The following is a 24,675-nucleotide window of genomic DNA, read 5'->3' as shown; positions in this document are numbered from 1 at the left end:
CCGAGTGCATGTGATGGACTAGGTACAGGTGAAAAGCCGGGTGCAGCTGAAAAGCTGGGGTGCAGGCCCACGAATCGGAAGGATGCGGCATGTCACTACCCCCACTGTGGAACATGGAGTGCTTGACCTGGCGTATTCCTCTGTTCACCAACAACTCCGATACCGGCGAGGATCCCGGCTTCGCGCCACCGGAGTCTTGGGCACAGGCCCTCGCAGGTGTTGCCCAAGATCTGCGTTGCCTGCGATTCGGACCTGAAGTTGTTGTCGACCGTTTGATCTGGGAATTTTCGATCAACAGCGACTACAACGTCACGATCGGCTGGCAAGGCACACGTAACATCAGCGGATTCAGCTACTTCAACGCACTGTCGATGGAGACTGCATTCGCGGACGCTGCGGTGTGGGTCGCCGACGCAGTTCAGACAAATTTGGCCGGCTACGACTTCGTTCAGTGGCCGAGTCGAGGACGCCATCTGCTGGTTCCTCGACTTCGAGACGGGGAACCGGTGTGGATTGATCCGCACGGCGATGTGACGATAAGTCGTATAGGCGAGTTGTGCAAAAATTCGACGAATTATGCAGCAACGTAGCCCAGTTCAAATCGCTCAGCTCTACGGTCCTGTGGCGTCCGCGCTGGTCGGCGGTGTGGTAGCCGCGTACGCAGTGGCCGAGTCCCGAGTTGACGACTTCTCCTTCTCCGACGCCGGCGTTATCTCGGTGGTGATCACGCCGCAGTGGGCGGGAGCAACTGCCGCTGTGGTTGCGGCCGTCGGCGTAGCGCTACTGCATCGCTGGGGACGTGGCGGTCTCGCGAGTGTCTTCGCTGTAGTCGGCGCCCTCGCCATCGCGCTACCTGCATTCGTCCCCGTCTCCGCCCAGATTTCGGTGACTCTGAACGCAATCGGAGCAGGCGCTTTCCTCGCGGCAGCGGCATTTCCGACGAAGGGTCACCGCGGAGCACAAACCGCTCTCGGACTCGGCGTAACCACGACGACCCTGTACTTCGGCGCAGCGGACTTGTGGCGCGATCGCGTCCCCAGGTGGTCGCTCACACTTCCGGGCGATTCCTACCCCGTGCCGTCCACGGTTCCCGTCTGGATTCTGCTCGCCGCAACTCTTCTCGTGGGTGGAGTCGCCGCACTCTCACGACCGAATCAGGAGCCGGGCGACATCGACGCACGCCTGGTGAAGCTGGGAGTTGTTCTGCCCCTGGTATTCACGGCTCTCTATGTGTGGTTGGGCTCGACGACATCACCTGGGTCATGGGTGATCGCGGTGGTATTGGCGGTTGCCGTTACCGTCGCACTGGCTTGGCGGTTGCCGCCACACGACGGTCGTTTCGTACTCGTCGGAATGGCAGTCAGCGCGGTTTCGGTCAGCTCGATTTCCTTTCCATCCGACTGGACCTGGGCGATGCCCGCGGGAGCTGCTGCCCTGGCGTTGGGCGTCGTCGTCGGCTGGAGAAGACCGATGGCGCAACTCGGGCTGGGACTCCTTGCCGTGACTGCACTCTCGGGATTGCTGGATGCCGCCCCGACCACGGTTGCCTACGTCCTCGTCCTCCCGCTTGCGCTGGGACTGGCCGTCACGTCATGCATGCCTGTTGCCGTCGGAGCAGTCTCGAGCGGGGCGATGTTGCCCGTCGCTTTCACGTTGTTCTCGGTTTCACCGACCTTCTTGGACCCGGGCTCGCGGGAATTCGGGTGGTCTACCGGTGTGCTCGTCGAACACGGACCGGCCGCCGTGAACACGCCGATTCCTCTGACTGTTCTCGCTGCGACGGCGACGATCGTGGTGGCCGTGTCGACCATCCATCTGAAGCGGGTTCGAACGGCGGTGGTGACCTAAATCGCCAGCTGATCGGGTCGGAACGCAGAATTCTGTTGCTATGGTTGGGTGGTCAACGACGACATCCGGACGAGCGCACCGTACCCGGCCAGCGAAAAGACGGTGCCTTGGGAGTTGTTCACCATGGCATGGATCGTGCTCGTCATTTCCGGACTTTTCGAAGCTGTCTGGGCTACCGCACTCGGTAAGTCCGACGGATTCAGCAAGATGTCGCCTACCATCGTCTTCGTCCTCGGCCTGATCGTCAGTATGGCCGGCCTCGCGTATGCAATGCGTACCCTTCCCATCGGGACTTCCTACGCGATCTGGGTCGGCATCGGCGCCGCCCTGACCGTGGGATATGCGATGATCACCGGCGCGGAGTCCACGTCGATCGTCAAGATACTGCTGATCCTGGGCATCGTCGGCTGTGTCGTCGGTCTGAAGGTCCTTCACTGACCGGCGATCCTGGTGAGTGTTTGTGTGTTACCGGTTACAGTTAACGCATGAAACTGCTGGAGATGCTCACGCTTCCCCTACGCGCGGGCATTGCAGCCGCAGAGATCAGTTTGGGAATCGCCGAGCTGACGGTCACGACAGTTCGTATCGCCGTCGGTAATACCGGCGCCGTGACGGCGGGTGCTGCCGGCTTGGCAAGCCCCCGCGGACCCATGCAGATGATCCAGCAGTTGTCATCGCTCACCGCTGACGATCGGCCCATCGGGCAGGCCTTGGCCCCCGGTGGGCCACTCGATCGACTTCTCTCTCCCGGCGGCCCGGTCGACAAACTGACTGCACCCGACGGCACTCTCGAACGACTGCTCGCTCCCGGCGGACCACTCGAAAGACTTCTTGCCCCCGGCGGACCGCTGGATAGGGTGCTCGCCGAGAACGGCGCATTGGAACGCTTGCTCGCGCCGGACGGTCTCCTCGACCGAATGATGGCGGAGGACGGTCCGCTGGAACGCCTGACAGCGCAAGACGGTGCCGTCGAACGCCTGACTGCCAAGGACGGTGTCATCGATCGCGCACTGGCCGAGAACGGCATCCTCGAAACACTCCTGGCAGAGAACGGCGCCTTCGAACGGCTCATCGCCGAAGGCGGCCCGCTTGACCAGATCGTTGCACTGTCCGACACCTTGACTTCCCTCGCCCCCAACCTCGAGCGGATGAGCGCGAGCATCGAGGTCCTTCAGGAAACCGTCGGAATCCTCAGCGCTGCAGTCGGTCCACTCGGAGAACTTGCCGGCAAACTTCCCAACCGGTGGCTCAAGAGCAAGAGCGACCGCCCAGGGCCTGACCTTCCGATCGAATCGGCATAACAAACGGTTACTCGCCGATTACGCGGTCAGTTGTTGATCACGATGTTGAGGTTGATGATGATTCCGCCGAAAGTCAGGATCGTGTTGGCCAAGCCAACGGTCATTCCACTGTTCAGAGCCGCGATCAGTCCGTTCATCGTCGTATCCCCTTCACTGTCTACGGGTTACGCGTACAAGATTGTGCGCTGGCGCTGACAATAGGCCAAGTTCGTGACCTGCGCGCCATTGCGGAGAAAACTTGTACCCCGGTCGCAGTTTCCACGTTAACTGTTGCAGGACAACATAATTCCAAGATCGGCGCACTACCCGCTAACGGCCGAATCAAACATCACGATTGGGCATACGCAGACCACTTCACATAACCGTCCGCCCCATCAGACACTTGTCCACCGAAACAGAGTGCACAACAGTTAGTCCGGTGCAACAATGAGACGAATCGGACATGCCTGCGACGTGATGGGGAAGGGTGGTTGAGACAATGACGGCGCCGCGCATCGCCAGAGGACACCGCGGCCCTACCGGGGGCCGAAATTCCGCGTCGCAGGACAGCCTGGACGCCGCCTCGGACGCCCTGCAATCGCTGTACGCGCACCTCGATCCACATGCCCAGGCCGAGCAATTTCTCGAACAAGTCTGCAGGCATGCCGTCGATCTCATCGCCGACGCCGACATGGCCGGAATTACCATCGGCGGTTCGGACACGACATTCCGAACCGTCGCCGCCACCCACCAACTTGTTCGCACCGTCGACTCGATCCAATTCCGACTGGACTACGGACCGAGTGTGACGTCGTCACGCACGGGAACCGTTGTCCGCGCACATGCCAGCGAAGCCCACAGCCGGTGGCCTCAATTCGCAAGCGCGGCAAAGGCAGTCGGCGCCGTCAGCTTCTTGTCCATGCCACTGCCTGGCCGGGAACGCCCGCTCGGAACCCTCAATCTCTACAGCCACGACCTCCGAGGTTTCACCGGCGCCGACGTGGCATTGCTCCAACTGTTCGCCGTAACCTCGGCCTACGCGCTGCACAGCTCGCAGCGCCTCGACATCGCCAGAAAGCACGCAATGGACCTCGAGCGAGCACTCGAATCGCGAGGCGTCATCGAACAGGCCAAGGGCATCATCATGGGCACCCACCACGTCGACGCCGACCGAGCCTTCCGCATTCTCATCCAGGACTCGCAGCGCAGCAACGTCAAACTGCGAGTGATCGCCCAGCAGTACATCGACGGCGCGATCGACCCGCGCCAGGCTACGAACAAGCCCGAGACCAACTGAACCGGGCGCCTATCGGCACCTCAGCAAATACAGAGGCACCCACCACGTTGGTGAGTGCCTCCTCTTTCGGAGCCTCCTGTCGGGATTGAACCGACGACCTTTCGCTTACAAGGCGAGTGCTCTACCACTGAGCTAAGGAGGCGAAGACCGACGCGTTGCCGCGACTGACTTTGCGGAGCCATCATATCCAAGCCGTCGCGGTGGCCGCGCGCGGGTCACGTTAGATAGCGTGGGCCCCATGCGCAACTCCCACTCCGCCCCCTGATGGCGAAATTCACCGAAGTACTCACACGCCTGACGGGAAACCGGCAAGCCACCGTCGACACGGTCACGTCGGCTCCCGCACCGCTTCAACCGATCGACCTGACAGACGACGCCGTCGTCGCAGAGGTCCTGGACCTCGCGGTTCGGGTGGGCGAAGTCCTCCTCGCATCCGGAACCGCGGCCATGGACACCGCTGAGCAGGTGCAGTTCATCGCCGCCACGTACGGCCTTGCCCAGTGTGACGTCGACGTCACTTACAACTCGATTGTGCTCTCTGCCTATCGCGGCCCGACGCGACCGCCGGCGAGCACGATGCGCATCGTCCACTACCGCTCGATGGACTTCACGCGGCTGGCGGCCGTCGACCGTCTGACACGTCGTATCCGCCGTGAGGCGATCACACCGGACCAAGCGCACGACGCGCTCACAGCCATCACGACGGCGCCGCACCCGTACAACCGGTGGACCGCGACCATGGCCTGGGCGGCGATGGCGGCTTCGGTCTCCGTCCTGCTCGGCGGCGGGTTCCTCGTTGCCACAGTCGCGTTTCTGACGACGATGGTCATCGATCGAGTCAACCGCGTACTGAACCGGTTCGGGTTGCCGTTCTTCTTCCAGCAGGTTGTCGGTGGTCTCATCGCGGCTGCGCCTGCCGCCACGCTCTATACATTTCAGGACCAGCTGGGGATCAGTATCCGGCCGTCGTTGGTCATCGCGGCCGGAGTGGTCGTTCTACTGTCCGGGCTGTCGTTGGTGGGCTCGGTCCAGGACGCGATCATGGGTGCACCCATTACAGCTGTCGCGCGATTCTTCGAAGTGGTGATGATGACGGGCGGCATCATCGCGGGCGTCGCAATCTCGTTGCGAATGACCGGGATGTTGGGTTCGACGCTTCCACCGATCAATGTGGAAGTCTCCACCATCACACAGTTGCCGATCCTCATGCTCTCCGGTGCGTGTGCGTCGGTGTTCTACGCGCTCGCCTGCTACGCCGAGCGGCGTGCACTCACCGCGGCGTTCCTGGGCGGTGCGGCAGGCAGTGGTGTGTCGATCTTCGTGCAGACACTCGACGTCGGTCCCGTGATCGCCGCCGCAATCGCCGCAACCGTGGTCGGTCTTGCCGGTGGCCTGATGGCTCGCCGCGCACTGACGCCTCCGCTGGTTGTCGCGGTCGCAGGCATCACTCCGCTGCTCCCCGGTCTGTCGCTGTACCGAGGCCTGTACGCGCTGCTCAACGACCAGGTACTGATCGGATTGACTGCCTTGCTGTCGGCCTTCGGCATCGGCTGCGCCCTGGCCGCGGGCGTCACGCTCGGCGAATGGGGAGCGCGCACGCTGCGTCGTCCACGGATTCTGATGCGCGTGGACTCGCTACGTCGCCCGATGGTCCGCAAGCGCAGGCGTCGAGTTCCCGTCACCGAGAAGTAGGCGTCGTTCAAGCAGAAAGAGCTGGGCACCTGACGGTGCCCAGCTCTTTTCTGTTCAGTCGGGGGTTCCGAGCGGTGAGAGAATCAGCTCTCGACTGCGTGCTTTCCACCGGCAGCCTGATCGGCTTCCATGGCCTCACGCAGGCTCTTCGGACGCATGTCGGTCCAGTTGGCCTCGACGTATTCGAGGCACGCCTTGCGGCTGTCTTCACCGAACACCACTCGCCAGCCGGCGGGGACCTCGGAAAACGTGGGCCACAGCGAGTGCTGGTCCTCGTCGTTCACCAGCACGTAGAAGCGGCCGTCTTCGTCATCGAAAGGGTTAGTGCTCATCTCGCCTCACTCGTTACGTACGTGTCTTGTGCGCCCAGACTAGCAAGCGCACCAGTTCGGTTCTGGTGGCTCAGCACCGACGCCAGAATCTCCCCCGCCCGCACTGCCACGTTCGACAGCAGCGACGACGTCAATCCGTGAGTCTGTTCTGTCCCACCCTGCAGATAGATACCGCCTGTCACGTCCTCCGTTACAGCCAGTCGATAATCCCGACTGACGTTACGCGGAACGGACGAATCCGGCACGAGTTCACCCAACAAATCGTCCAGAGGTGCCGGGGTGAAACCCGTGGCCAGAATGAGTGCGTCGCACGCCAGCGTGTCGGTCAAGCCGTCGAGATTGCTACGGACAGCCAGTTCGATGCCGGATTCGGTCTCCACGGCACTCGTGATCTCCGAGGCCCGACGCATGAACAGTCGCCGCGGCCCACGAACCATCTCCTGATATTCGGTGGCATACAGCTTGTTGATCAGTTCGATGTCGACGACCGAGTAATTGGTACTGCGGTGCAGATCGAGAAGTCGGCGTCGTTCCGCGGCGTCTGCACCGTGCAGCTGATCGACGGCTTCGGGATCGAAGATGCGGTTCGCGTACGGGCTGTCGTCTGCCGGGCTGTAGCCGTAGCGGGCAAAAACACTGTGAACTTCGGCGTTCGGGTAGTTCGCGTGCAGGTAGTCCACGATCTCCGCGGCACTCTGGCCGGCGCCGAGAACGACGAACCGGTTGTGTACGGGCTCCGGCATTGCTTCGAGATGGAAGAGGAACTGGTGATTGTGGAAGCACCGCGACGAAGGCGTCGCCCACTCCGGGATCCGCTCTTTCAGTCCGGCTCCGACAACGATGTTGCGCGCGATCACCGTTTCACCGTCGGCGGTGCGAACCGCAAAGCGATCGACAACGCCGTCGGAGTTCTTGATGCCCTCGACCCCGTCGACGGTTGTACCGAACTGCACGTCCGCGTCGACTCGTCGAGCTGCCCAGCACAGGTAGTCGTTGAATTCGTGGCGCGTGGGGAAGAAGGTCTGGTGGTTGACGAAGTCGACCAGTCGACCCTGCTCGAACAGATACGAGAAGAAGCTGTATCCGCTCTGTGGATTCCGGAACGTCACCAGGTCCTTCGGAAACGCGATCTGCATGGTGGCACCGTCGAGCAGCATCCCGGGATGCCACGCGAACTGAGACTGCTTTTCGAAGAACCGCGCGTTCACCCGATCAACGGCCGCACAATTTGCATTGTGTTCTTCGACAGCAATGGCCAACGCGAGGTTGGCCGGACCGAACCCGACGCCGACGATGTCGACAATGGCAGGTTCGGCGCTGGAGTCTCTTGGTGATTCACTCATTACAGGTAGTCCATCCCCGACGGAACGACCTGGTACGGCCGCCAATCGATGTCCCGAAGTAAGTAGCAAAGGCTACCCTTAATGAGGTGAGGGTATCAACACTGTGAGCCCCCGTATAGCGGTCGACCCCACGGAGCGATGCGACGTATGTCATAGTTTTGCCCCCTCGCTCGCGTCATCCCCTTCGGCGGCGACTGCAGCCTCGATCACGTCGACCAATTGACCTGCCCATACGCGGACTGCACCCGCATCGACGCGGTCGGCACGGAACCCGAGAGTTGCAAAGACAGGCCCATCGCCCACCGGCTCGTAAAAACTCAACGTCACATCCGCATCGGGCACTCCCACCGGAATCGGTACGAGAGAACCGAAGTCGCCGAGCCCGTCCAAATCGGCCTGTTGATGATGGATCACCATCACCTGAGGCCTCATGGACGCCGGATTACCCAGCGCCTGCTCGACATACACATATGAGACGTCCTGATTGCTCAGCGCTTCCAGATTGTTTTCCCGGATGCGAGCCAGCAAGTCTGCAAACGTCGGACTACCGGACGTATCCGTGCGCAGGAGTACAACATTGAAGAACGATCCGATCATCGGTTCGAGACGGGGATCCGACCTGCCCGCAACCAATGAACCGATGGGAAGATCAGTACCCGCGCCGGCCTTCGTGAGAACGCTGGCCAGTGCGGCCTGCAGGACCATGAACATACTCGTGCCGGTGCGCGCAGCCAGGGCGTCGATTCCGGCGTGCAGACCCGCGTCGATGTCGACGGCGATCACGTCACCTCGAGGCTCCGAGTCACCTTCCGGCAACGGAAGATTCACACTGGTCGGTATTCCGTCGAGCGCATCCCGCCAATATGCAAGTTGCTTCGACGCACGGCTGTCGACGTCTCGGGGGTCTCCCAACAGCTCGTCCGACCACACGGTGTAATCGGCGTACGTCAATGCAAGCTCGTCCCAAACCGGTTGATCTCCCTGCGACCGGGCTGCATAAGCAGAGACCAGATCTCCCAACAGCGGCACTACTGACCACTCGTCGACGGCGATGTAGTGCATGACGAGAAGCAGTGTCCTAGAGCCGTCTTCACCGAGCACCAGATGAACCCGCAACGGTGATTGCTCACGCAGATCCATCGGAAGTTGAGCCAGTTCGAACACCACTCGACCCACATCGCCGGCGCCGACATCGACCACATCGACAGTCGGACGCACCGATTCTCTTGCCACGACGATGCCGTCGACCTCGACGAAGGTGGTCCGCAGGGGTTCGTGCCGCGAAGTGACATCGTCCAAGGCGTGCCCGAGAACCTCCGGATCGATCTTCGATTTCAGGGTCAGCGCCAGAGCGTGGCTTGCTTGCGGTTGCGCGCCGGACGCGCGGAACAACTCCCATTGACGACGTTGCGGCGTAGACAGACCCATCGTCTCGGGACGTTTCACCGCCGGCGCCAGGATCGGACGCCCACCTTCCGAACGCGCGACGACGGCCGCCAACTCCGCAACACTCGGCGCGTCGAATACGTCTCGAATACTGACGTCCACGCCGAACGCTTCACGAATGCGACCGACCAGTTTCATCGAAGCCATCGAATGGCCGCCGAGTTCGAAGAAACTGTCGTGGACTCCGACACTCGGGAGTTGCAGGATTTCCGCGAACGCAGCCGCAACCGTGGACTCCACTGCCGTGCGAGGAGCAACATCACCCGCCAGCTCCGACCAGTCCGGAGTGGGCAACGACTTGCGGTCGAGCTTTCCGTTGGGCGTCAACGGCAGCGGACCGTCAAGGGCGACAACCATGGTCGGAACCATGTAGTCGGGCAACGACAGTGCCGCGAGGTTCCGCACTGCCGTCGTGTCGACGACGACACCGGGTTCCGGTGACACGTAACCGACCAGGCGCGTGATTTCGCCCTGCCGATCCGCGACGACCGTTGCCTGCTTCACCGAAGGATGGGCACTGAGAGCTCCGATGATTTCGCCCAACTCGATTCGGAAACCGCGGATCTTGACCTGATCGTCGACGCGGCCGAGGAAGTCGATGTTCCCGTCAGTGCGCCACCGCGCGCGGTCCCCGGTGCGATACATGCGATCGCCCGCGGTGAAGGGATCGGCGATGAATCTCTGCGCCGTCAGATCGAATCGGCCCAGATAGCCTCTCGCCAGGCCGCGTCCCGCGATGTACAGCTCGCCGGATACTCCCGGCGGAACCGGACGGAGTTGATCGTCGAGCACGTACGCCTGTTCGTTGGGGTCAGGGATTCCGATGGGCACGGGACCGTTCCAACCGGGTTCCGCCTGCCACAGTGTGTTGTTCACCGTGGCTTCGGTGAGTCCGTACGCGGCAAGCAAATTCAGCCGCTCCGCCCATCGCCCGATCAGCTCCGGTGGCACCGTCTCGGTTCCGACCAACACGGTGCAGCCCTGCGGCACTTCACATCCTGCCGGCAGAGCGGCCAGCAACGAGGGAGGGATGATCGCGTGGGTGACACGATTGCTCGTCATGAAATCGGTCAGCGCCGGACCGGCAACTCGTGCATTCTGCGGCACGATCACCAGGGTGCTGCTCGTGCACAGTGCCATCGCCAGCTCGAATACCGCGACGTCGAAGCCGACCGAAGCGAACTGCATCACCACCGAACCCGGTACCAGTCGCATCCGAACCTCAGCTGTGGCAACAAGACTCGGAATACCGTCATGGGAGAGGACGGCTCCTTTCGGCTTGCCGGTCGATCCCGAGGTGTAGATGACATAGGCAGCGTGGCTGACGCCAACTGGTGGCCGGGGAGTTTCGACGATCACTGCCTCGTCCAGTTCCGCACGGATCAGCGGATCGTCCAGGAGGATTCGCTCGACGCCGACCACATCCTCGATCCGCGAGCTTTCCTCCGCAGTGGACAGAAGTACCGAGGCGCGGGAATCGGTGAGCATGTATGTGATGCGCTCGCTCGGGTGACTCAAATCCAGGGGTAGATACGCGGCCCCCAGCTTGAGCACGGCGAGGACCGACGCGACCATTTCCACCGAGCGCGGGACGGCAAGCCCCACCACGTCTTCGACCGACACTCCGCGGCGATACAGCACGCCGGCGATCCGATCACACTGCTCGGAGAGTTCGCGGTACGTGGCCTGCCCCGCCTCGTCGCGCACCGCAATCGCCTCGGGCGTAGCAACGACTCCACGCGCGAAAGCGTCGTAGAACGTCTCTTCCGGCACGTCGACGGCGGTGTCGTTGAACGAGGTGACAACTTGCTCGAGTTCGCCTGGCAAGAAGATGTCGATGTCGCCGATCTCGATGTCGGCCGATTCCACGACTGCCGCGATCACCGATTCCAATCGGTTCGAAATCCGCTGTGCTGTTTCGCGATCGAAGAGGTCGCTGCCGTATTCGAGTCGGACGTCGATGCAGCCTTCGTCGCCGAGGTACTCGGTGAAGTTGAACACCAGATCGAACTTGGCTGTGTACTCCTCGAGTTCGAACGGATCCCCTCCCATCTCCTCCCGGCTGTGATAGCCGACCATGACTTGGAAAAGCGGGTTGCGTGCCAAGGTGCGCGACGGATTGAGGCGTTCCACCACAGTTTCGAAGGGAACGTCGGCGTTGGCGAAGGCCTCGAGGTCTCTCTCACGAACGCGATCCACCAACTCCCAGAACGTCGGGTTACCTGACGTATCCGTGCGCAGCACAATCGTATTGACGAAGAAGCCGACCAAGTCGTCGAGCCCTTGTTCACTACGTCCGGCTACGGGAGCGCCGAGGGGAAGGTCCTCACCCGCTCCGAGCGCAGTCAGCAACGCCGCCGACGCCGCGTGCAGGACCATGAACATCGAACTCCGGCTCTCGCGCGCCAGATCTCGCAGTGCGGCAGTTGTGTCCACACCCAACCGTGTCACCACTGCGCCACCGGAGAAACTCGGTCTGGCCGGTCGGCTCCGGTCGGTGGGAAGCAGCAGTTCTTCGGGGGCTCCGTCCAAACTCTTCGCCCAGAAGTCCAACTGCGTGCTCAGGATGCTCGACGGATCGTCAGGGCTGCCCAACAATTCCCGTTGCCACAGAGTGTAATCCGCGTACTGAACCGGAAGCGGTTCGAAAATTGGATCTTCGCCCTGGATCCGAGAGGAGTAGGCCGACATCAGATCGCGCAGGAATGGCCGATCGGACCATTCGTCCGTAGTGATGTGATGCAGGACGATCACGACCACTACGGCACCGTCCACCTCGGCACCGTCCACCCGGATCAGACGTGCGCGGATCGGAATCTCGTCAGACAGGTCGAACGGACGACCCACTGCCACGGCAATTTCACCGGCGACACCGGATTCGTCTCGATGAACTGTCTCGACCGGAATCGTCGCCGATTCGAGAATTATCTGCTCCGGCGATCCGTCCACCAACCGGAACACCGTACGCAGGGATTCGTGTCGTTCCACGACGTCGCCGAGCGCCGCGGCGAAGACGTCCGCGTCCAGTGCGCCGTCCAAACGGAGCACGATCGGGAAATTGTAGGCCGCGGAGTTCTCCTCCATCTGTCCGATCAGCCACAATCGCTGTTGAGCGGCAGAAAGAGGAAGGTGGTCCGGCCGCGGCTTCGCTACCAGTACCGGTCGCGTCGATCCCTGCTCGGCCGCAATACGTTCCGCGAGTTCCGCCACCGTCGGCGCTTCGAAGAGATCACGCATGGTCAGACTGTTCGGAATGGCGATCCGAGCTCGACTGATCAGCTTGGTGGCCAGAAGCGAGTGCCCACCGAGGTCGAAGAAGTTGTCGTCGACCCCGACATCGTCCACATCGAGTACGTCGGAGAAGAGGTCGCAGAGGACCTCTTCCGTGTGGTTACGCGGTGCGATCGACTCCCCACTCCGCTCCCCCAGCACCGAATCGGCGGTGGGCAGTGCCTTGACGTCGAGCTTGCCGTTGACGGTCATCGGTAGTGTCTCCACCTCGATCACCACGGCCGGAACCATGTAGTCGGGTAGGAGAACTCGCGCCTGCGCGCGGTAGTCGTGCCCGGCGCCGAGTCGCACGGGTGTCACGTAGCCGACGAGCCTCTTGACTCCACCTGCCCCGACGTCGACCACCACTGCCGCTTGCCGCACATGTTCGTCGGATTCGAGAACGGAGACGATTTCGCTCGGCTCGATGCGGTGACCTCTGATCTTCACCTGATCGTCGGTGCGGCCGAGGAAGTCCAGGTTGCCGTCACCGCGTCGCCGCACGAGATCCCCGGTGCGGTACATACGTTCTCCGGTCCCAGCCGGATCTGCGACGAAGCGCTCGGACGTGAGCGCGAAGCGTCCGAGGTAGCCGCGAGCCAAACCGGCTCCGGCAATGTACAGTTCGCCGGCAACTCCATCGGGGACCGGGCGCAGCCAGCCGTCGAGAATATGCGCGGCCGTGTTCCAGATCGGTTTGCCGACGGTCGGGGTGTCACTGTCGGACGTTCCGCCACCGAGCGTGTTGATCGTGTATTCCGTCGGACCGTAGAGGTTGTAGCCCACGGTTCCCTCGGTGTCGCGCAGCCTGTTCCACACCGAATCCGGAACGGCTTCACCGCCGAGCAGGACCAACGGAGGGCGGTGGTGTCCCACACCGTCGTCGAGAAGCCCGCTGTCGATCAGGTGCGTCGCGTAGGTCGGTGTCACGTTGACGACGTCGATGTCCAGTGCGTCGCAGTATCCAACGAGTGCCTCGGCATCACGACGCAGATCTTCGTCGCAAATGTGCACCTCGTGGCCTTCCACGAGCCACAGAAGTTCCTCCCACGACATGTCGAAGGCGAAGGACACGGTGTGCGCGATCCGCAGGCGCCGGCCCGCCGCGGCGATCACGGGTTCGAAAATCGCCTCGCGGTGGTTGAACTGCATGTTCGTCAAGCCGCGGTAACCGGTGACCACGCCCTTGGGCTTGCCGGTCGAACCGGAGGTGTAGATGACGTACGCGGGGTGGTCGAGTCGATGCGGTGCCCCCGGGGCGAATGCTCCGAGTTCCGACGCGGAGAGTGCCCGCGCCGAGATCGTCAGTCTCCTTGCTGCTGTATCAGGTTCGTCGATCACGATAGTGCGGACGTCGGCACCTTCGAACCTCGGTGAGGCCGAAACGGTTGTCAGCAACACGACAGGATCCGCGTCGTCGATCATCACGGCCAACCGTTCGGCCGGATGGTCGAGTTCGAGGGGTAGGTAGGCAGCACCCGTGCGCAATACCGCGAAGAGCGCGACGACCATGTCCACCGAACGTGGTAGGCCAAGAGCGACAATCTTTTCCGGGCCGGCGCCGCAATTGATCAGCAACCGCGCCATCCGGTTGATCTCGCCGTCGAGATCGGCGTAGGTCATCCGGCGCTTCCCGAACACGAGTGCCGTGTCGTTCGGTTGCGCCGACGCGACTTCTTCGAACAGGTCGGCAATGGTACGCTCCGGCAACTCCCGGATCTGCGTCTGCTGCGCTACTGCGGGAACCGGAGACGCAACAACCGATCCCGCCATGTCCTGCGACCAACTCTGCAGCAGGTCGACGAAGTGACGCAGTAGGTCCTCGGCCCGGCGCGCGGTCACCAGATGCGGATGGAACTCGAACTTGACGTTGACGGTGGCACCCGGTGTGACCACGACGGTCAGCGGATAGTGCGTGTGATCGATACTGTCGCTTCCACTCACGTCGTGAGCGGCGTTGAGCGCGTGGACTTGCCTCTCGTCCACGAAGTTCTGCAGGACCATCAGCACGTCGAAGAGTTGACGATGCTCGGAAACACGCTGGATCGATGCCAAACCGAGGTAGTCGAAAGGCATCAGCGAAAGCCGATCCGCCTGTGTCCGACGAAGAAGTTCCTCGACGCTCTCGTTCGGATCCAGTTGCAGCCGAACGGGAACGGTGTTGAGGAACATTCCCACCACGGTGTCGATTCCCGGTACCTCCGGTGGCCGTCCGGCAACCGTGGAGCCGAAGACGACGTCCTGTCGACCGGTGGCCGACGCCAGCACGAGGGCCAGCGCTGCATTCAGTACCGTGTTGAACGTGACGCCGGACGCGGCAGCGCGCTCACGCAACGCACGCGAAAGCGTTTCCGACAGAACCGCATCGCGGCGATCCGGAAGCTGAACTTCGACGCCGGGCATCGGCTCGGCAACAAGCGTCGGCTCCTCGAGTCCTGCGAGCGCTCCGCGCCACCCCTCGTCGGCGCCTGCACCGTCGCGATCGGCCAACCAGGCGAGGTATGTCTCGAACGACCCCTCGGGTTCGCCGAATGCGCTGTCGTCGCCGCCGGTATCGTAAAGCGCCAGAAGCTGACTGACGACAAGGCCGTTGGACCAGCCGTCCCACAGCAGGAACTGCCTGTTGATCACCAGACGATCCTGGCCGCCGGGCAGATGCAGCACACTCATACGCCACAGCGGCGGCGCGGTCAGGTCGAATGGCGTCACTCGGTCTTGGGCGGCGACGGCCTCGGCACGCTCACGAGCAACCGAGTCGTCGAGTTCACGGAGATCGTGGACGACGACCGGAACATCGAGTCCAGCGCTGAAGAACTGCACCGGCTCGTTCAGCCCTTCGCTCACGAAACCCGCTCGCAACGTGGGATTTCGTCGTTGAAGTGTCCGGGCGGCCGCAGCCAACCTGTCGACATCGAGGGTGTGCCCGAAGTCCATCGAGAACTGTGCCGTGTAGATGTCCCCACCACTGCTGCTGTCGCTGCTGCCCGCGTAGCCGGCTTGGAAGTACAGGCCTTCCTGCAACGGTGAGAGTGGGAGGATGCTGCTGACACCTGCCGGACTCGCATCGGCTATCGCGTCGATCTCGGTCTGACTCAGGTCGAGCAACGTCACATCGGACGGGGTCAGAATGGGAGGCCCGGCGTGACGCGCGGCCGCAGCCGCCAGATCGCCGAGGGCCGAAACCCAGCCGTCGGAGAGTGACTGCGCGTCCTCCTCGGACAAATCTTCACTTGCCCAGGCAAACTCGGCGCGGAGCCCCGAATCCACGCTGACGACATTCACGATCAGTCGGTACGGGCCTCCCATGTCTGCGTCGGGATCGGTGGACAAGGCTTCGGATTCCGCTGCCAAGGACCATGCTGTCGATCCTACTGTCGTCGTACGTCCGAGATAGTTGAACAGGATCTGAGATTCGGAGCGCCCCGCCAATGTCGATGCCGTGCGGGCATTCACGTATCGCAGCATCCCGTAGCCGATACCGCCGTCCGGAGCCGCCCGCAGGCTCTCCTTCACCTCGCGTAGCGTGTCCACCGGGTCGATTCCGCCGTGCAGTCGCATCGGGGCAATCGTGGTGAACCAGCCGACTGTTCGCGACAGATCGATGCCCGCCACCAACTCCTCGCGGCCGTGCCGTTCGAGATCGACCAGCAATTCGTGCTCACTGCGGCCGGTGGAGCGGCGCCAGCGATCGACGGACATCGTCAGCGCTGCCAACAGAACATCCGTTCCCTCGGCACCCACCATTGCCGCAACCGATCCAAGTGCTGCCTCGGAGATTGCTCCGTCCACCGTGACCGTGCGCCTCGAGCCTCCGGATACGACGGCATCGCCCGCGGCGTCGGGGATCAACTGCGCGCCCGGAGCGGTCACGGTCAGCCAGTGATCGAGTTCGGCGAATCGATGAGCACTGTATGCGTGTTCGGCCACCGTACGGGAGAAGGTACGCAGCGAAGTTCCGACGGCATCCAGTGCGGCGGGCTCTCCGGCTTCGACTGCCACCCAGGCCATCGCGAGATCCTCGAGCAGGGTTCCCCAGGAAACCCCGTCCACGACCAGGTGGTGCGCGACTATCGCGAGTCGGCCCAGACTCTCAGCGCCGCAATCGAACCAGACCACCGAGACCATCCGCCCTGCAGACGGATCCAATCGACTGGTCGCAGTTTCAGAGTGCTCAGTGACGAGTCTTCGCAACTCGGAGTCATCCAGTCCCCGAGCATCAACGCGTTCGACCAGGTTCGCTGCCCGGACACTACCGGGTTCCTCGATCCGCGCCGACCACATCCCGCGGTCATGTCGGATCAAGGTTTGGCGAAGTCCGTCGTGGTGATCGAGCACGGCCTGCAATGCGCCGGTGATCGAACCGAGAGATGTTGCCGGAGAGTGGATCAGAACTGCCTGGTTGAAGCGGTCGGTACCACCCGTCCATTCGGACAAGCGGTGAACCACCGGCAGCGGAACCAGCTCACCCACGCCGATGTCGGCCGTGACGGTGGCATCCGAGGTGGCGACATCACCCACCGCTGCAGCGATCGCAGCGGGAGTGCGCAATTCGAAGATCTGACGCGGGGTCAGCACTACCGAATCACGACGAGCCAGGTTGACCAGTCGGATCGCCAGGATACTGTCGCCGCCGAGAGTGAAGAAATCGTCGCGCACCCCGACACGGGGCAGTCCGAGAACCGTCGCGAAATGCCCGGCGAGGAGGTCTGCAACGCCCGAGGAAACCACTCCCGTCAAGTCGCCCACCTGTGCCGCAAAATCCGGTGCAGGTAGTGCTTTTCGGTCGAGCTTGCCACTCGGGCTCAGCGGCAGCGACTCGAGCCGCACGAAGGCACTTGGCACCATGAACTCCGGTAGCACTGACAACAACTGAGCTCGAACCGCAACATCATCAGCATCTCCGACCAGGTAGGCGACCACCTGTGCGCGGTTGCTCGGACCGTCGGTTCGGACGATCACGGCACTTGCCGTGACTCCGGGGCACAGCGCCAATTGCGCTTCGATTTCGCCGAGTTCGATTCGGAATCCACGAACCTTCACCTGCTCGTCGGCACGGCCGAGGTACTCGAGAACGCCGTCGGCATTCCACCGCACGATGTCACCGGTCCGGTACATCCGCGAGCCGCCGTCGCTGTACGGATTCGCCACGAATCGTTCGGAGGTCAATCCCCCACGTCCGTGGTAACCACGTGCCAGTTGTGGCCCTGCCAGATAGAGCTCACCGGTGGCACCGGCCGGGACGTTCTGCAGGTAGGGATCGAGAACCAACAGGCCGGTGTTGGCGGCAGGTGCGCCGATCGGGACGCTGACGGCGTCTGCCGGAGTTTCCTGCACCGACGGCTGCCAACTGACGTCGACGGCGGCCTCGGTGGGGCCGTAGAGGTTGTCCACCAGAGTATTCGGCAGGATCTCGGAGACCTTGCGCGCAACGTGAACGGGCAGTGCCTCGCCGCTGCAGTTGACGATCTCGAGCGAAGAGCACAGTGCTGCTTTCGGCTCCGCGAGAAACACGTCGAGCATCGACGGAACAAAATGCACTCGGGTCACGGAATGTTCGACGATGACGTCGGCCAGATAGCCAGGGTCCTTGTGCCCGTCCGGCTCGGCCATCACGAGAGTTGCCCCCACCAGGAACGGCCAGAAGAATTCGGGAACGGAGACGTCGAAGCTCGACGGGGTCTTCTGCAGCATCCGGTCGGAGACGTCCATCGGACGTATCTGCTGTGCCCAGAGCAATCGGTTGACCACACCCTCGTGGTTGACCACAACGCCTTTGGGGCGACCGGTCGAACCCGAAGTGTAGATCATGTACGCGGCATCCGCGGGCGATCCTGGGACACTCAGCGGATCGGCGGGGAACTGCGCCGACTCCGATACCGTCACCCGCGGAACCGAACCCGAATCGAGTGAAGAATCTTCCGACACCACGACGCACACAGGATCGGCGTCACCCAGCATGTACGTCAGCCGCTCCGCCGGGTAGCCGGTGTCGAGGGGAACGTATGCTCCCCCGGCCTTTCCGATGCCGAGTATCGCGACCATCAGATCAGGAGAGCGAGGCAAGGCAACCGCTACCAACGATTCGCGTCCGACGCCACGTTCGCGCAGCAGATGCGCAAAACGATCAGCGCGAGAGTGAAGTTCGGCGTAGGTCAACGACTCTTCACGGAAGATCACTGCGGTGGCTTCGGGCGTACGCCCGGCTTGATCCTTCAGCAGCTCGGTCAGCGTTGCGCGCGGCCGATCCAAGGCCGTGCCGACGCTCCCCGGCTGTGCGGGTGCCAGCGCGATCCGGCCGATGACCTGATCGAGATCGCGCGAGAGCTCGGTGAGTACGACTGCGAGAGTTTCGGCCAGCGACGCAGCGGCGTCGCCGTCCACCTGAGCAGCGTCGTACTTGAGCTCCAACGCCAATCGATCGCCGGGGACGACGATCAGGGTCAACGGGTAGGCCGGTCGCTCGTCGAATCGAATTCCCGTCAGTCGCACCGAGTTCGTCGGATCAGCGATTGCCGTGTCACCGAGTGGATAGTTCTCGAACACGACGAGTGATTCGAAGTCCTGCTCCAGTCCGCCGGTCCGTCGCAGTTCGGGTAACCCCAGGTACTGATGGTCGAGTAGTTCCGATTGTTCCCTCTGCCAACGGGAAAGCGCTTGCGCGGCTGTCTCTGCCGGATCGAACCGCAACCGAGCCGGCACGGTGTTGATGAACAAGCCCACCATGGACTCGATCCCGGGCAGGTCTCCACCGCGTCCCGATACGGTCGATCCGAACAGCACGTCTGTTCGGCCGGTCATTCGGCCGAGCACCAGCCCCCAGGCGCCGTGCACGAGCGTACTCAGCGTCAGGCCATGGGAGCGTCCGTTGATCGCCAGTGCGCGAGTATTACTGTCGGACAGCTCGACTCGGGTGGCACAGACGCCGCTGCTGCCCGCGCTCGGCGCGGGAAGTTCGACCGCGGGCCCGGGAGAGTTCAGCGCTTCTCTCCACACCGCTGCCGAGGCCTCGTGATCGTGGCGGGCCAACCATTCGAGATAGCTGCGGTACGGCGCCGGAGTCGGGAGCACCACGCCGGAGTCGCCAACGCTGTACGACGCCATCAGCTCCCGCAGCATCACCGGAACCGACCATCCGTCTGCGACCGCATGGTGAATCGACTGCAGCAGAAGGTACTTCTCCGAAGAGGCACGGACAAGCGTGTAACGGACGAGCGGCGGTTGCGCCAGGTCGAACCCGCGCGCGCGGTCGGCGGAAAGCAGTTCATCGACATCGGCGCCGGCCACCTCGACTACCGCCATCTCCACGACAGCGCTCGGGTGCACCACCTGCACGACCCGGCCGTCACCCAGGACCGAGAATCCGGTGCGCAGCGCCTCATGCCGATCGACGACGGATTGCAGCGCGCGGTGCAGCGCCGCACTGTCCACGGCTCCGGTCAGTTCCACAACCTGTTGCACGACATACTGATCGGCCCCCGGATCGGCAAACGCCGAATGGAAGTAGATCCCTTCCTGCAGCGGAGTGAGTGGGAGAATCTCTTCAGCCTTCGGTAACCCGTCCACGTCTGCCTGAGCGAGCGCCACCAGAGGGTAGTCCGAGGGTGTGGCTCCGCCGAAGGCTGCGAGCCCGGACACGGCCTCGAGCGAGTCCAGCCACAACCGCGCAAACCTGTCGATGTCGCTACGCAGGAAGATGTTCGACGCCCAGGTCAGGGTGGCTCGCAGGCGTGGTCCACCGGCGGCGTCCTCGGCTACGACGTCGACAGACAACGCGTGTCCCAGCGGCATGGACGGATCGGCAGCACCGTCCATCGACACCGGGAACCAGTCCCCCTCCGCTGCGGCAGTGCGTCCCAGATAGTTGAGCACCACCTCCGGCGCTGCGAAACTACGCAACTGATCCGAGCCGCCGAGGTATCGCAATGCTCCGTACCCGAAGCCGGCGTTCGGGACCCGTCGAAGTTGCTCCTTGACGCTCTTGAGAACCCCCGCCAACTCGCCGCTCGCGTCGAGATCCGGAGCGGCTGTACCGATCTCGAGCGCCACCGGGAACACTGTGGTGAACCATCCGACGGTACGAGTCAGGTCGACGTGCGCAGCGCCGTCACCGCGAACGATGTCCTCGTCGCGTCCGTGCCCCTCCAGGTCGATCGTCACCGATCCGGCACCGCTCCAACGGGTCAGCGCCACGGCAAGTGCGGTGACCAGCACTTCGCTCACATCGGCTCCGAACGCCCGTGGGACACTGCCCAACAGCTGATCTGCAAGTTCTGGAGGTAGGGTGATCGACCGCGCTGCAGCGGTGCGCGCGAGGTCAACTGCCGGGTCGAGTGCCCGACGGCCGAGAGATGCCCGTTGTGCGGACGTCACCGAGTCCCAGAACTCGATTTCCGAGTCCAGTCGCCCGGCTCCGACCGCATCCGAGACGAGTTCGGCGTACCTTCGCACCGACGTGCCGACCGGAGCGAGTGCGGGTTCGTCGCCATTCATCGCTGCGATGCCGGCGCGCGCGAGGTCCTCGAGGATGATGCGCCACGAGACGCCGTCGACCACCGCGTGGTGGATGACAAGCAACAGCCGTCCGGGACCGGTCACAGGGCGGAACAGAACAGCGCTGACCATCGTGCCGTCGGCCGGATTCAGACGGCCGACAGCTCGCTCGGTCTCGGCGACGATCAACGGTCCGCATTCTTCGAGCGGTGCCGGTAGTGCACGGGTCTCGAAGACCACAGCCACTTCGTTTGTCTCCGGGACGAGCAGTCTTCCTTCGGGCGTCAACGTCGCACGAAGTGCATCGTGGCGCGCCACCAGGGCGTCGAGCGCCGCCTGGACATGCTCGGACGTCAAGGCTGACGGGGTCTGAATCAGCGCACGCTGGTGGAAGGTTCGTACTGCGTCCGACACTCCGAGAACCCTGGCGGCAATCGGCGTCGTGGCTACGTGGCCGATCGGTTGGTCCGCGTGGTCGACGATCTCAGCCACTCGGGAGGACTGGGCACGCGCCATAGCCTCGGCGGTGCGCAGTTGGAACACCTCGCGAGGACTGATCGACAAACCGGCAGCACGAGCCGCGGTCACGAGTGCGATCGCGACGATGCTGTCGCCGCCCAGTGCAAAGAAGTCGTCGGTAACGCCGACCGAATCGAGGCCGACTGCCGACGCGATCAACGTGCAGAACTGTTGTTCGACTTCGTTTCTCGCAGCGACATGTGCACTCAGTTCGGCGAGATCGGGCTCGGGTAGCGCGCGACGGTCGAGTTTGCCGTTTGCCGTGAGCGGAAACTTGTCGAGGACGGTGACGGTGGTCGGGACCATGTAGTCGGGCAGCTTGCTCGCAGCCCACTCGCGAAGCTCACGTGAGTCGATCGCGAGGTTCGTCCCCGACGCTGCGCTCACGTAGGCGGCGAGATACTTTGCACCGGTTGGTGCTTGGCGCACCAGAACTGCCACGTGACGCACTGCGGGGTGCGAAATCACGGCGGCTTCGACATCCTCGAGTTCCAGGCGCATGCCGCGGATCTTCACCTGATTGTCCGTGCGTCCGAGGAAGTCGAGGGTGCCGTCGGCGGTCCATCTGGCCAAGTCACCGGTGCGATACATGCGGGATCCGGCCAGATCACCTGAGACGAAGGGATCCGCGACAAAGCGAGATGCGGTCAGTGCCGAAGCACCCACGTATCCGCGTCCCAGCAGGAAGCCCGCGGCGTAGAGTTCGCCGCCGGTGCCGATCGGAACCGGCTGCAAGTCGCCGTCCAACACGTACAGACGAGTGTTGGGGTTCGGCCGCCCGATGGAGGTCGCGATTCGTTCCGCGTCCTCTCGGTAGATCACATGGGAGACACCGATGGTCGCTTCGGCCGGGCCGTAGCCGTGATACAGCGTCGTGGACAGTTGGGCACGGAACCGGTCGAAGAGTTCAGGCGTGAGAACCTCACCGCCGCACCACACGTGCTTCAACGAATCGAGCTGATCGGTCTCGTTCGCCAGGTCCAGCAGTATGTCGAGCATGGACGAGACCAGGTAGACGAAGGTGACCGATTCTCCGGCGATCAGGTCGAGCAGGTATTGCGGGTCGCGTTCCCCCTCGGGCTTCGCGATCACCAATCGACCGCCGGAGACGAGCGGGAGCAGGATCTCGTTGATCGAGATATCGAACGAGAGTGGGGCTTTGAACAAGGAGGCATCGCCGGACCCGAACCCGAGAATCCGCTCCCGTTGCCACAGCAACCTTGCGCAGATTGCCTCGTGGCGGATCATGGCGCCCTTCGGACGTCCGGTCGAACCGGACGTGAAGATGACGTATGCGAGTTGGGCACCGTGAATACGAATGTCGGAGGTCATTGTCTCGGACAGGTCCGAGGGCCCGTCCTCGTACGCCCACGCGGAGAGATCGACCGGAACGGAGTCGTCTACACCGTCCGAGGTGAGCACCAGTGTGGCGCCCGCGTCGGCGAGTACCGATTCGCGGCGCTCTGCGGGCCATGACGGATCCAGCGGAACGAAGGCACCGCCGGCGCACATGACGGCCAACAACCCCACCACCATCTCGGCGGATCTCGGAAGGCCGATCGCCACAACGGTTTCGGTCGCGACACCGCGAGAGATCAAGTGCGCGGCGAGCTGTGATACCCGACTTTCGAGTTCGCCGTAGGTCAGCCGGATATCGCCGTCGACCACGGCGACGGCGCCCCGATCGGCAGAGAAGCTGCTGCGCAACAAATCCGGCACCGTCGTCACGGGCTGCGGCTCTGCGGTGTCGTTCCACCCGTGGAGCACGAGTTCTCTCTCCGCGAGCGACATGGGGTCGAGTGCCGAGATCGGAAGCTGCGGCTCGGCTACGAATCGATCGAGGAACTGTTCGATTCTGGCGGTGTGATCGGCCAACTCCCTGTCGAATCCGGCCGGGGCGCGGACGTCGATCTCGATCGGTTCCCCGTCCTGACCACCGCGCACACTCAGATCCAGGTCACTGACTCGACCGGTTACCGAATTACGCACGCGCACCGGGCATCCGCCGAAGGTGAGTGTGTGTTCGAACATCATCGAGTTGATGCCGGGGCCGAAGACCTGACGGTCGGGATCGATCGCCCGAATGTCGCGAGCGAGATCCTCACCTCGGTACCGCCCGTGCTTGAGAATCGAGACCAGGGCGGTGTCGAGACGAGTTGCCAACTGGCCGATGGTTTCCGAGCGTTCTACCCGAATACTCAGCGGCAAAATCGTCGACGCCATCGAAGGAGTGCGACGCATGTCGCGCCCCACCCGAGCGGCCATCGGTACCGAGACGACAACGTCGTGCTTTCCGGTGGTTCGTGCGATGTACGCGATCAGCGCGGCCATGGGCAGGCGAGTTCGTCGAATCCCGGCGTCGGCCGCATAGCGGTAGAGCTGTGCCGCGCGATCAGCGTCGAGCGTGAGTATCGCTGAGATCGGCGGCAGCGAATCATCCACCTGCCCATGCAGAATCCGCGTCGCTTCCGGTCCCGATTCAACGCGTTCGACCCAGTACTGACGGTCGGTCTGGAATCGCGGAGAGTTCCGGTAATCCAGATCGGCTGCAACCACGGCGTCGAGTGACCACTGCGGCGCGGCAGTCCCGAGATTCGGATCGTCGTATCGCTCGGCGACGTCGGCGACGATGAGCGAGATGCCGTACCCGTCGATCACGCTGTGGTGATAGCGCTGATACCAGATGACTCGGTCGTCAGCGGTCAGCAGAAGCACCTGGCGGAACAGCAGATCGTCCGGACCGAAGACCCGAGCCATGTCGGTGTCCATCCACGACTGCGCAGTCGAATCGGGATCCGCCTCGGCCCGAAGGTCGAGAATTTCCACGTCCCAGCGCGCATCCGGAATCGGCACCTGGATCAGCTGGTTGTCGGCATCGACCTCGAAGTGCACGAACAGCGCTTCGACGCGTCCGACGCTGGCCTCGATCGCCGCTGCCGCGCGCTCGATGTCGATCGTGCCGTCGACCTCGACGACAAGTCCGATGTTGTAGACCGGACTGCTCGGATCGACGTTCTGAGCAACCCACACCTCACGCTGAGCGGCCGTCGCCGGGAGCGCTGCGTCCAGATCGGCACCGCCCGATACCGCCGGGTGAGCTACCTGAGAGTGGTCAGACATCAAGAATCCGATCATCGTCGTTCATGCTCATCGAACGA

9 protein-coding genes, 1 tRNA gene and 1 riboswitch are annotated in these 24,675 nt (G+C 63.1%); of the genes, 6 read left to right on the top strand and 4 right to left on the bottom strand.

Annotation, left to right across the window (positions count from 1 at the left end):
* The first annotated feature begins 89 nt into the window (after window positions 1–89).
* The 5 genes from A0W34_RS04745 to A0W34_RS04725 all read left to right on the top strand — a co-directional run bounded on the left by A0W34_RS04745 (window position 90) and on the right by A0W34_RS04725 (window position 4,425).
* Window positions 90–590, top strand: a complete 501-nt coding sequence (locus tag A0W34_RS04745) for a hypothetical protein (RefSeq protein WP_081557392.1) — start codon at window positions 90–92, stop codon at window positions 588–590.
* Window positions 577–1,848, top strand: a complete 1,272-nt coding sequence (locus tag A0W34_RS04740) for a hypothetical protein (RefSeq protein WP_081557391.1) — start codon at window positions 577–579, stop codon at window positions 1,846–1,848. The genes A0W34_RS04745 and A0W34_RS04740 overlap by 14 nt, the downstream gene beginning before the upstream one ends.
* A gap of 43 nt (window positions 1,849–1,891) precedes the next feature.
* Window positions 1,892–1,957: riboswitch (guanidine-III (ykkC-III) riboswitch) on the top strand.
* A 14-nt stretch (window positions 1,958–1,971) separates the two neighbouring features.
* Window positions 1,972–2,286, top strand: a complete 315-nt coding sequence (locus A0W34_RS04735) for a DMT family transporter (protein ID WP_007734365.1) — start codon at window positions 1,972–1,974, stop codon at window positions 2,284–2,286.
* Window positions 2,287–2,333: 47 nt separating this feature from the next.
* On the top strand, window positions 2,334–3,149 hold the full coding sequence (locus A0W34_RS04730; protein ID WP_003945831.1) for a hypothetical protein: 816 nt from the start codon (window positions 2,334–2,336) through the stop codon (window positions 3,147–3,149).
* A 478-nt stretch (window positions 3,150–3,627) separates the two neighbouring features.
* Complete coding sequence (locus A0W34_RS04725; protein ID WP_003945473.1) at window positions 3,628–4,425, top strand: GAF and ANTAR domain-containing protein; 798 nt, start codon at window positions 3,628–3,630, stop codon at window positions 4,423–4,425.
* Window positions 4,426–4,495: 70 nt separating this feature from the next.
* On the opposite strand, the gene A0W34_RS04720 is transcribed toward A0W34_RS04725, so the two are convergent.
* Window positions 4,496–4,567 (bottom strand) — tRNA-Thr (locus A0W34_RS04720).
* A 122-nt stretch (window positions 4,568–4,689) separates the two neighbouring features.
* Here A0W34_RS04720 and A0W34_RS04715 point away from each other — a divergent pair.
* On the top strand, window positions 4,690–6,117 hold the full coding sequence (locus A0W34_RS04715; protein WP_007734361.1) for a threonine/serine ThrE exporter family protein: 1,428 nt from the start codon (window positions 4,690–4,692) through the stop codon (window positions 6,115–6,117).
* Between the two features lie 83 nt (window positions 6,118–6,200).
* Here A0W34_RS04715 and A0W34_RS04710 read toward each other — a convergent pair whose 3' ends face one another.
* The 3 genes from A0W34_RS04710 to A0W34_RS04700 form a co-directional block, all read right to left on the bottom strand.
* Complete coding sequence (locus A0W34_RS04710) at window positions 6,201–6,449, bottom strand: MbtH family protein (RefSeq protein WP_003945538.1); 249 nt, start codon at window positions 6,447–6,449, stop codon at window positions 6,201–6,203.
* Complete coding sequence (locus tag A0W34_RS04705) at window positions 6,446–7,792, bottom strand: lysine N(6)-hydroxylase/L-ornithine N(5)-oxygenase family protein (protein WP_007734359.1); 1,347 nt, start codon at window positions 7,790–7,792, stop codon at window positions 6,446–6,448. The genes A0W34_RS04710 and A0W34_RS04705 overlap by 4 nt, the downstream gene beginning before the upstream one ends.
* Before the next feature lie 150 nt (window positions 7,793–7,942).
* Window positions 7,943–24,652, bottom strand: a complete 16,710-nt coding sequence (locus tag A0W34_RS04700; protein ID WP_081557390.1) for a non-ribosomal peptide synthetase — start codon at window positions 24,650–24,652, stop codon at window positions 7,943–7,945.
* Window positions 24,653–24,675: the final 23 nt, after the last annotated feature.

Source organism: Rhodococcus sp. BH4 (assembly GCF_002079265.1).
Lineage (GTDB): Bacteria > Actinomycetota > Actinomycetes > Mycobacteriales > Mycobacteriaceae > Rhodococcus_F > Rhodococcus_F qingshengii.
This window is presented reverse-complemented; position numbering and strand designations above follow the sequence as displayed.